The 10,228-nt window shown below is 75.5% G+C and carries 6 protein-coding genes; 5 read left to right on the top strand and 1 reads right to left on the bottom strand.

Features of this window, described 5'->3' with window-relative positions:
- From K6I33_RS24840 to K6I33_RS24825, 4 genes are all read left to right on the top strand, one after another.
- Positions 1-2,830: FtsK/SpoIIIE domain-containing protein (locus K6I33_RS24840; protein WP_229356747.1), on the top strand; the 2,830-nt coding region annotated here is incomplete at its 5' end.
- A gap of 177 nt (positions 2,831-3,007) precedes the next feature.
- A complete protein-coding gene (locus K6I33_RS24835) occupies positions 3,008-4,477 on the top strand; it encodes an ABC transporter substrate-binding protein (protein ID WP_229356746.1) in 1,470 nt (489 codons plus the stop codon).
- 14 nt (positions 4,478-4,491) lie between these two features.
- A complete protein-coding gene (locus K6I33_RS24830; RefSeq protein WP_229356745.1) occupies positions 4,492-5,856 on the top strand; it encodes an ABC transporter permease subunit in 1,365 nt (454 codons plus the stop codon).
- Complete coding sequence (locus K6I33_RS24825; protein WP_229356744.1) at positions 5,853-6,734, top strand: carbohydrate ABC transporter permease; 882 nt, start codon at positions 5,853-5,855, stop codon at positions 6,732-6,734. The genes K6I33_RS24830 and K6I33_RS24825 overlap by 4 nt, the downstream gene beginning before the upstream one ends.
- A 3-nt stretch (positions 6,735-6,737) precedes the next feature.
- Here K6I33_RS24825 and K6I33_RS24820 read toward each other — a convergent pair whose 3' ends face one another.
- Complete coding sequence (locus tag K6I33_RS24820; protein ID WP_229356743.1) at positions 6,738-8,282, bottom strand: glycosyltransferase family 39 protein; 1,545 nt, start codon at positions 8,280-8,282, stop codon at positions 6,738-6,740.
- An 89-nt stretch (positions 8,283-8,371) separates the two neighbouring features.
- Between K6I33_RS24820 and K6I33_RS24815 the strand changes: the two genes are divergently transcribed.
- Complete coding sequence (locus tag K6I33_RS24815; RefSeq protein WP_229356742.1) at positions 8,372-10,168, top strand: glycosyltransferase family 2 protein; 1,797 nt, start codon at positions 8,372-8,374, stop codon at positions 10,166-10,168.
- Positions 10,169-10,228: the final 60 nt, after the last annotated feature.

The raw sequence follows: 10,228 nt of genomic DNA, 5'->3' as shown, positions 1-10,228 counted from the left end.
CGCGCGAACCGGGTACGCGGGCGGGCAGGGTGGCCCGGCGGGACAGGGCGCCGGTGGCGCGCCCGCGTCCGGCCGGGCGCCGGCCAGCTGGGGTTCGGACGCGCGGGAGGCCCGCGCGGGCGACGCCGAGCGGCGGCCCGCGTGGCGGAGCGGCGACCCCCTCGACGCCCACCCGGGCCAGGACCGGGACCATGACCAGAACCGGGACCAGGACCGGACGAACGGCCGGGGCGACGGCGGGACGAACCGGGCCGCCGGGTACGCGAACCTGACCGGTCCCGGCGCGGACGGCGACACGGCGGCGGGCGACGGCGCGCGCCCGCACCGGGCGGACGCTCTCGGGGAGAGCGGCCACGCCACCCACACCGTGCGCGGCAACGCCACGCTGGCCCCCGGCACGGCCGCCGCGCCCGCGTCGGAGCCGCCGCAGGCGGACGGCGGCAAGCGCCGCGCCCGCGGCATAGGGGCGTGGGCGCGCCGCCTCACCGGTGGCGGTCGTGCCGCCGCGCAGCGCGAGGCGACGACGGCCGAGAGCCCGCGGGAGCAGGCCGTGAGCGCGCCCGAGCGCGCCCCCGGCACCGCCGCCGCGCTGCGCGAGCGCTGGCCGGACCCCGCCGCCGTGCTGCTGACGGCGCTGGGCCCGGGCCCCCGGCTGTGGGAGCGCGGCCCGGGCCACCCGGACCTGCTGACCGTCCGGCTGGGCACGGCCGACCGCTACGCGCCCGACGGCGGCGGGCCGCTGCCGTCCGTGCCGGTGACGGTCGGGCTGCGCGAGGTGGGGGCGCTCGGCATGACCGGGCCCCGGGAGCGGCTGTCCGGGCTGGCCCGTTCCGTGCTGGCGCAGCTGGCCGCGCTGCACGCGCCGGGCACCCTGGAGTACGTGCTGATCAGCACCGACCGTTCGCGTCCTGCCGAGGAGCGGGCGGCGGAGTGGTCCTGGCTGGGCTGGCTGCCGCAGCTGCGGCCGGCGCACGGGCAGGACTGCCGGCTGCTCGTCGGCTACGACCGGGAGCAGGCCGAGGCCCGGACCGCCGAGCTGGTGCGGCGCCTGGACGACGGGCCGCTGGGCACGGGCTGGACGACGGCGCCGCCCGAGGCCGTGACGGCGGCCGCCGAGCGGCACGAGGGCCCTTACACGGTCCTGATCGTCGACGGCGACCCCGGTTCGACGGCGCTGCGCGAGACGGTCGCGCGGCTGGCGACGGGCGGTCCGGCGGCGGGCATCCACGTCCTGTGCCTGGCGGAGGCCCCGGCCACCACGCCCGCCTCCCCCGTCTCCGCGACGCTCGCGTCGGCCGAGGCGGTCTCCCCCGCCTTCGCGCACTGCGGCGCGGTGGCGCTGCTGAGCGGTGACGTGGCGACGGTGGTGCAGGTCATCCACCGCGCGCCGGCACCGGCCGCGCCCGTGGCGCACCCCGTGCGCCCGGGCCACACGATGATCGCCGCGCTCGACGCGGTGTCCGGGGCGTGGGCCGAGCGCTTCGCGCGGGCCCTGGCGCCGCTGCGCATGGCGGAGGCCGCGGGCGACCCCGCGCACGCCTCGCGTATCGCGGCGGCACTGCCCCGCGCGTCCCGGCTGCTGGACGAGCTGGGGCTCGCCCGGGCCACGCCCGCCTCGCTGACCGCCCGCTGGGCGGCCGCCACCGACCGGGGCGCCCGGCCCGGGGGCCGGGCCGTGGCCGTGCTGGGGGCCGGGCCGCACGGCCCGCTGTCCGTGGACCTGGCGGCGGACGGGCCGCATCTGCTGGTGGAGGGCTCCCCGGGCAGCGGGAAGACCGAGCTGCTGCGTTCGCTGGCCGCGTCGCTCGCGGCGGCGGACCGGCCGGACCGGCTCTCGCTCGTCCTGGTCGACGGGGCCGCCGCCGAGCGGGGCGAGGGGCTGCGGGTCTGCACGGACCTGCCGCACGTGTCGACGTACCTCGCCGCCGCCGACCCGGTGCGGATGCGGGAGTTCGCCCAGGCGCTCACGTCGGAGCTCAAGCGCCGCGCCGAGCTGCTGGGCACGCTGGACTTCGCCGGCTGGCACGACCGGAACCCGGCCCCCGGCCCGAACGTCGTCGGCCCGCGCCGCCCGGCCGAGCCGACGGCGGCCACGGCCACGGTCCCGGCCCAGGCCGCCGCCGTCGTTCCGGCCGCCGCGACCGCGTCGGGTGCGGCCCCCGGCCCGGGCGTCGGTGGCGGTGGCGGTACCGGTGCCGGTTCCGGTGCCGCCGATCTCGAGTCCGCGCCGAGCGGGACGCTCAAGTTGCGGACACAGAGCGGCGGTCGGACGCGTACGGCCGAGACGGCCCTGCCCCGGCTCGTCGTGCTCGTCGACGACTTCGACGCCCTGGTCGCCCCCGCGCTGGGCAGCACGGGCCGCCCGGCGGCCGGTTCGGTCGTACGGGCCCTGGAGGCCGTGGCGCGGGACGGCGAGCGGCTCGGGGTACATCTGATCGCCGTGTCGGGGCGTCCGGACCGTACGGCCGACACGGCGGCGGTCGAGCGGTCCGGGCTGCGGGTGACGCTGGACATCGCCCCGCCGTCGGCGGACGCCGGCGGCGACGCGCCGGGCGCGGGCGAACCCGCCCCGGGGCGCGGCCGGTTGCGGCGTCCGGACGACGACGCGACCACCCCGTTCCAGGCGGGCCGGGTCACCGGCCGCATCCCCCGCACGGCGACGCTCCGGCCGACGGTCGTGACCCTGGACTGGCAGCGCCTGGGCGACCCGCCCACCCGCCGGCCGGTGCGCGAACTGGGCAACGGTCCCACCGACCTCGCCCTGCTGGCCAGCGCCCTCCAGCGCGCGGCGCAGTCCGCCGGGGCCCAGGCGGCACCCCCGTTGCTGTAGTCGCGGACCTCCCGTGCCGGAGCGTCACGACCCTGTCACGATCGGCTGGTTGACGTCGGAGACGGTATTGCGGCGGTCCGTGCCGGGGCGTAGGACTGTCGCACGGGAGTGCGGCCGTATGCCGGGGCGACGTGCGGCGCGGCCGTCGACGGGGACCGGGCACGGGAGGTACGGGCCATGCGCACGGCAACACGTACATCGCTCCGCGCGGGACGCGCGTCAGGCACCCCACGCCCCCGCCCGCGCAGAGCCGGCGGCGCGGGCGCGCGGCGCGGCGCGCTGGCCCTGGCCGTGGCGGGGGCCCTGGCGCTGACCGCCGCCGGCTGCGGGGACGGCGAGAAGAGCGGCAGCGGCGGAAGCGGCGGCAAGGACGGCGCGCAGAGCGGCAAACCCGCCCCCGGACAGTCCGATCTCATCACCCACACCGTGCAACTCCCCAAGCTCAACGGGCAGAAGCTCAAGGTGACCGCTGTCTGGACGGGCGTCGAGCAGAAGAGCTTCACCAAGGTCCTGGACGAGTTCGCCAAGCGCACCGGCGCCGAGGTCGCATACGTGCCCAGCGGCGACGACATGTCGGCCTTCATCGGCTCGAAGGTGGCGGGCGGCGATCCGCCGGACGTGGCGATGCTGCAGCAGCCGGGCGCGCTGCGGGAGTTCGCCGGGAAGGGGTGGCTCAAGCCGCTGGGCGAGGAGGCGCGGGCGCAGCTGAGGAAGAACTTTCCCCAGGGCTGGCAGGATCTGGGCTCCGCCGACGGCAAGCAGTACGGCGTGTACTTCAAGGCCAGCAACAAGTCCCTCGTCTGGTACAACACCAAGGTCTTCGACGCGACGGGCGCCAAGACGCCCGCGACCTGGCCGGAGTTCCTGCGCACCGCGCAGGCCGTCGCCGACTTCGGCGTCTCCCCGGTGTCGGTGGGCGGCGCGGACGGCTGGACGCTGACGGACTGGTTCGAGAACGTCTACCTCTCCCAGGCGGGGCCGGAGAAGTACGACCAGCTGGCCCAGCACAAGATCAAATGGACCGATCCCTCCGTCAAGGAGGCGCTGACCACGCTCGGCCAGCTCTTCGGCAAGAAGGAGCTGCTGGCGGGCGGCCAGGACGGCGCGCTCCAGGCGCAGTTCCCCACGTCCGTCACCCAGACCTTCAGCGGGGGCGAGAAGGCGAAGGCCGCCATGGTCTTCGAGGGCGACTTCGCGGCCGCGAACATCATCGCCACCAAGGCGAAGATCGGCACCGATGCCAAGGTCTTCCCCTTCCCGGCGGTCGGCGGCCGCTCGCCCGTGGTGACCGGCGGCGACGTGGGCGTGGCGCTCAAGGACGGCCAGGCGGCGCAGGCGCTGCTGACCTTCCTGGCCTCCACCGACGCCGCCGGGATCTGGGCGAGGGAGGGCGGCTTCATCTCCGCGAACAAGAACCTCGACCTCGCCTCCTACCCCGACGACGTACAGCGCTCCATCGCCAAGGCGCTGGTCTCGGCGGGCGACTCCTTCCGCTTCGACATGTCCGACCAGGCGCCCGCCGCGTTCGGCGGCAAGCCCGGACAGGGCGAGTGGAAGGACCTCCAGGACTTCCTGCGGAACCCGGCGGACGTGGAGGGCACCCAGCAGCGGCTGGAGTCCGACGCGGCCAAGGCGTTCAAGAACTGACGGGGCAGGTCGCCATGACCACCGCCACCACCGCCGCTCCACCACCGCCGCCCGGTCCCGCCGTACGCCCGGCCCGGGCGCGGGGCGCGGGCCGGGGCGCGCTCGGCACGCGGCCCTGGGTGGCCGCCTGCTTCCTGCTGCCCGCGCTGGCCCTGCTGGGCGCCCTCGTCGTCTACCCCATCGGCTTCTCCGTCTACCGCAGCCTCTTCGACGCCTCCGGCCACGGCTTCGTGGGCATGGACAACTACCAGGAGGTCTTCACCGACGCCCGGATCCGCACGGCCCTGAAGAACAACGTCATCTGGGTCGTCGTCGCCCCCTCCGTGGCCACCGCGCTCGGCCTGATCTTCGCGGTGCTCACCGAACGGGTGCGCTGGGGCACGGCGTTCAAGCTCGTCGTCTTCATGCCGATGGCCATCTCGATGCTCGCGGCGGGGATCATCTTCCGCCTGGTGTACGAGCAGAACCCGGACCGCGGCGTCGCCAACGCCGTCTGGGTCGGCATCCATGACACCTTCGCCGCTCCCGCCCCCTTCCCGGGGGCGCACCCCCGGCCGACGGGGGACCTCGCGGCGAGCGGCGACGGCGCGTTCACGGCGAAGTCGGCGGTGCGGGCGGGCAGCGCGGTGGCGCTGCCGCTGGTGGCCGTGAAACCGGAGGACGTGTCCGGCGCCAAGGACGCCATTCCCGCGCGGGACGTGGCCGGGAAGGTCACCGGCACGGTGTGGATGGACTTCACCCGGGGCGGCGGCGGAACGGCCGGGAAGATCGACGCGGGTGAGAAGGCCCTGGCCGGGGTGACGGTGGAGGCCGTCAAGGAGGGCAGGACCGTCGCCTCCACGACCACGGACCCCGACGGCACCTTCACCCTGCCCGCGGCGGCGGACGGTGCCCGGCTGCGGCTGCCCGCCGCCAACTTCGCCTCCGCCTACAACGGCGTCGACTGGCTCGGCCCCTCCCTGGTGACGCCGTCCATCATCGGCGCGTACATCTGGATGTGGGCGGGCTTCGCCATGGTGCTGATCGCGGCCGGGCTGGCCGGGGTGCCGCGTGAACTGCTGGAGGCGGCGCGCGTCGACGGGGCCAACGAGTGGCAGGTCTTCCGCCGGGTGACGGTGCCCCTGCTGGCACCGGTCCTCGCGGTGGTGGTCGTCACCCTGATGATCAATGTGCTGAAGATCTTCGACCTGGTCTACATCATCGCCCCGGGCTCCAGCCTCGACAACGCCAATGTGCTGGCCCTCCAGCTCTATCAGTCCTCCTTCGGCACGGACGTCAACCAGGGCGTGGGCAGCGCCATCGCCGTCTTCCTGCTGCTGCTCGTCACTCCGGTGGTGGTCGTGAACATTCGGCGGATCCGGAAGGAGCGGCAGCGATGACTCTTCAGGACACCGTCGTACGGGGCGAGCGCTCCCTTCCCGCCCGGCTGGCCGCCCGCCTGGGCTCGGGGGCGACGCGTGGTTTCCTCGTCCTGGTCGGGCTGTTCTGGCTGATGCCGGCCGTGGGGCTGCTGTTGTCGTCGCTGCGCGACAAGGCCGACATCGCCGCATCCGGCTGGTGGCAGGTCTTCGCCCACCCGTCCCAGCTGACGACGGAGAGCTATCGCACGCTCTTCGCCAACGACAAGGTGACGCACTCCCTCCTGACCACCGCGCTGATCACCGTCCCGGCGACGGTGCTGGTGATCCTCGTCGGCGCCCTCGCCGGATACGCCTTCGCCTGGCTGGACTTCCCCGGCCGGGACTGGTGGTTCATGGTCGTCGTGGGGCTGCTCGTGGTGCCCGTGCAGGTGGCGCTGATCCCCGTGGCCAAGCTCTTCAGCGCGCTGGGCATCTTCGAGTCCACGGTGGGGGTGGTGCTCTTCCACACGGCCTTCGGGCTGCCCTTCGCGGTGTTCCTGTTGCGGAACTTCTTCGCGGAGATACCACGTGAGCTGCTGGAGGCGGCCCGGCTGGACGGCGCGGGCGAGCTCCGGCTGTTCACCCGGGTCGTGCTGCCGCTGGGCGGGCCGGCCATCGCCTCCCTGGGCATCTTCCAGTTCCTGTGGGTGTGGAACGACATGCTGGTCGCGCTGATCTTCGCGGACAGCGGCAACCCTCCCATCACGGTGGCCCTTCAGCAGCAGGTCCGGCAGTTCGGCGACAACGTGGACATCCTCGCGTCGGGAGCCTTCCTCTCGATGATCGTTCCGTTGGCGGTGTTCTTCGCCTTCCAGCGCCAGTTCGTGAGCGGGGTGATGGCGGGCGCGGTGAAATGACCGCTAGCGCCGCAGATACAGCGACACCGCGCCTCCCCGGACGAACACCGTGGACTCCTCCCGGTACAGCGCGTCGAGCTCCCCGGTCTTGGCGGACTCGGCGCGCTGGGCCCGGAACCAGGGCGTCCCGACCGTCGTCGAGTCCGCCACCACCCACACCCGCGTCCCCGGGGGAAGCCCCCGAAGCCGGGTGCGCAGCTCCCCCGCCCCGACCTCCTGGCCGTAGAGGGTGCCGGAGGCGGCGGGCGTCCTCTTGAGGGTGAGGTCCCGCAGCCCCGTGAAGGCCTCCGGGTAGGCCAGGGATATGCGGCGCTCGTGGAGCGGGAGGAACAGCACCGCGTCCCCCGGCCGGGCCGTCCTCCCGACGGCCGCGGCCACCCGGGCGAGTTCGTCGCCCCGGCTGGACGGCAGCCGCTCGCGCTCGTGGAAGGGCAGCTGCGCCACGAAGACCACCGTCACGGCCGCGACCCCGATCGCCGCCGTGACGCGCCGCCACGGCAGGAGCCCGAGGAGCCGTTCCGCCCCGGCCGCCGCCAGCAGCGGTACGCCCACGAGGCAGAACAGCAGATAGCGGTCGAGGAAGAGCGGCTGCCACTGGGAGGCCGCGTAGAGCAGCACCGGAGGGACGACGGCCAGCGGCAGGGCCACGGCGGTCAGCCGCAGCGGGCCGGTGCGGGGCAGGGGGGCGAGCACGGCGACGGCCATCAGCGCGACCACGCCGGCCACGACGGGCTCGCCGGGGCCCGCGAAGGCGTGGAGGAGCGCCTTCGCCTGCGCGTATCCCGGTGTGCGGAGCCAGGAGACCTGCTCGCTCTGCCCCTGGGAGAGCACGGCCAGCGGCGCCAGCACGGCGCAGGCCGCGGCCACCGCGCAGCCCCAGCCGCGCCAGGTCCGCCCCGGCACCCGGGAGAGCAGCAGCGTCAGTCCATGGGCCGCGAGCAGCAGGATCGCGAACTCGTGCAGCAGCGCCGTGACCGCCACCACCGCGCCGTAGCCGGCCCAGCGCCCGGGCGATCCCCGCTCGACGGCCTCCAGCAGCAGCCACGTCGCCAGCGTGGCACCCGCCGCGACCAGGGCGTACGAGCGGCCCTCCTGGGCGTAGTGGCCGACGAACGGGGTGGCCGCGTACAGCAGTCCGGCCCACAGGCCCACCCGGGGGCGGGCCAGCCGGCAGCCGATCGCGCCGATCAGCCCGGCGGTGACGGCCGCGGCCACGACGGACGGCAGCCGCAGCGTGGTCTCATCGGCGCGCAGCGCCAGCACCGGGTGTATCAGGAGGTAGTAGAGCCCGTGCACGGCGTCGACGTGGCCGAGCAGGCGCAGGATCTCGCCCGGCGAGCGGCGTGCCACCTGGAAGGTGGCGGCCTCGTCCCGCCACATCGTGCCCCGGTCGAGCTCCCACAGGCCGAGGAGGAGCATGACGGCGGCGGGGACGATCACGGCCAGGGGCACGGCGGCGGGCAGCCCCCGGAGCGTGTCCCCGAGCGTGACCGCCCATGGCGCCCTCGGCTCCGTCCTCAGCCCGGGCCGTTCCGCGGTCCGTGCCATCCTCGCCCCTCCCCGCTTCCGGTCCTGTCGGCCACACGCGGTCGAAGAATGCCCTGATTACGCATACTTATTGGATAAAACTGTGCTTTATGGCAGTGAACGGGAGTGGAATCCCTGTCGCGCACCCCTCCGCCGGGCCGCCGGCGGCCGTCCGGGCCGACGCCCGGGTCGGTGTGATCGTCATCGGCTACGACGACGCCGCCCACATCGGCCACGCCGTGCGCTCCGCCCTCGGCCAGGGCCCGGCCGTCACCGAGGTCGTCGCCGTGGACGACGCGTCCACCGACGGCACCGGGGCCCTCCTCGACCGGCTGGCCGCGCGCGAACCCCGGCTGCGGGTCGTCCACCGGGCCGTCAACAGCGGTGGCTGCGGGTCTCCCCGCAACGACGGCCTCCGGGCCGCCACCGCGCCCTATGTGATGTTCCTCGACAGCGACGACGTCCTCCCCCGGGGCGCCGTGACCGCCCTGCTGCGCGGCGCCCTGGCCCATGACGCGCCGGTGACGGCGGGGCTGTGCGTCCGCCGGGAACTCCCCCGGCGGCGGGACACGCCCTGGCAGCCCGCCCTCTACCGGCGGCCCGCCGTCCACGCCTCCCCCGAGGAGCACCCGGCGCTGCTGCGCGACACGCTCTGCGTCAACAAGCTCTACGCCCGCCGCTTCCTCACCGCGCACGGCATCGACTTCCCCGAAGGCCCGTTCCCCTACGAGGACTTCGTCTTCAGCGCCCGCGTGCTGGCGGCGGGGCCGCGCGTGGCCGTCGTCCCGGACCCGGTCTACGTCTGGCACGTGCGCAGGGGCGCGGCCCGGCCCTCGATCTCCCTGGACCGTGAGCGGGTGGCCAACTGGCAGGCACGCGTCCGCGCCCATGAGCGGGGCGTGGAGGTCTTCCGCGACGCCGGCAACGAGCCGCTCGCCCACGCCGCCCGGGTGAAGTTCCTCGACCACGACCTGCGGATGTACGTCAGGGAGCTGCCCGGCCACGGCCCGGCGTACCGCGCGGCCTGGTGGCGGGCGGCGCGTGCCGCGCTGGCCGCCTGCGACGAGGCCGACCTGCGCGCCGCGCGGGCCCCGGCCCGCTGGATCGCCCGGGTCGTGCTCGCCTCCGAGGCCCCGCGCGACCTGGACCGGCTCGCCCAGCTCGCCGCCCGGCCCGCCCGGCTGCTGCCGCCGTACGCGGAGGCGGCGGGGCGGCCGGTCTGGGCGGCGGACCTGCCCCGGGCTGTCCTCGACGGCCTCACCGGCCCGGGCGCCAAGCCGGCCCGCCGCCTGCCGGTCACCGTCGACGCCGCCCTGCTCCGCCGCGCGGGGCGCGGCCGGCACGCCGAACTCCGGCTGCGGGTGCACGAGCTGTACGACCGTCTGGCGGCGGCCCGGCCGCACAGCGTCGACGTCGAGCTCCGGCTGCGGGACGGTGCCTCGGTCCTGGAGCACACCGCCTCTCCACGACCGGACGAGCCCAACGGGGCGAACAGGCCGGGAAAGGGAGGCGGGCCGGGTGGCGGGGCGTCCTGGGTGGTCTCCGTGCCCGTGGACCTCGCGGCGCTGGCCGCGCGGGGCCGCCTCGACGCCGGGGCCCGCAGGGCGCTCACGACCAGGCCGCAGTCCTGGGACGTGCGCGTCCGCGTCCACTGCACGCACGGCGGCACCCTGCGGACGGCGGTACGGGCCGTGGGCTCCGGCTCCCGGCCCGTCGTGCTGCTCGGCGCGCGGTACGGCCTGTTGCTGGCGCAGTCGCATGCCACGGCGAGCGGTTCGCTCGTCCTGCGGCTCGCGCCCGGCGTCCGGTGCGCGCTCGGCGTCGCCCTGCGCAGGGCCCGTACGCTCCTCCCCTTCCTGCCCCTTCTGCGGCGCACGACGGCGACCCGTACCGGCGGCCGTCCCTAGCCCCGTGGCGTTCATGCCTGGTCCCCCGTTCATGTCGCGTCCCCCGTTCATGTCCCATCC

Source organism: Streptomyces sp. UNOB3_S3 (assembly GCF_020740895.1).
In the GTDB taxonomy this organism is placed as follows: domain Bacteria; phylum Actinomycetota; class Actinomycetes; order Streptomycetales; family Streptomycetaceae; genus Streptomyces.
This window is presented reverse-complemented; position numbering and strand designations above follow the sequence as displayed.

What these genes read in the sequence shown, in the direction of transcription:
- K6I33_RS24835 (WP_229356746.1), top strand. Translation starts at nt 3,008, where the DNA reads ATGCGCACGGCAACACGTACATCGCTCCGCGCGGGACGCGCGTCAGGC.
- K6I33_RS24830 (WP_229356745.1), top strand. Translation starts at nt 4,492, where the DNA reads ATGACCACCGCCACCACCGCCGCTCCACCACCGCCGCCCGGTCCCGCC.
- K6I33_RS24825 (WP_229356744.1), top strand. Translation starts at nt 5,853, where the DNA reads ATGACTCTTCAGGACACCGTCGTACGGGGCGAGCGCTCCCTTCCCGCC.
- K6I33_RS24820 (WP_229356743.1), bottom strand. Translation starts at nt 8,282, where the DNA reads ATGGCACGGACCGCGGAACGGCCCGGGCTGAGGACGGAGCCGAGGGCG.
- K6I33_RS24815 (WP_229356742.1), top strand. Translation starts at nt 8,372, where the DNA reads ATGGCAGTGAACGGGAGTGGAATCCCTGTCGCGCACCCCTCCGCCGGG.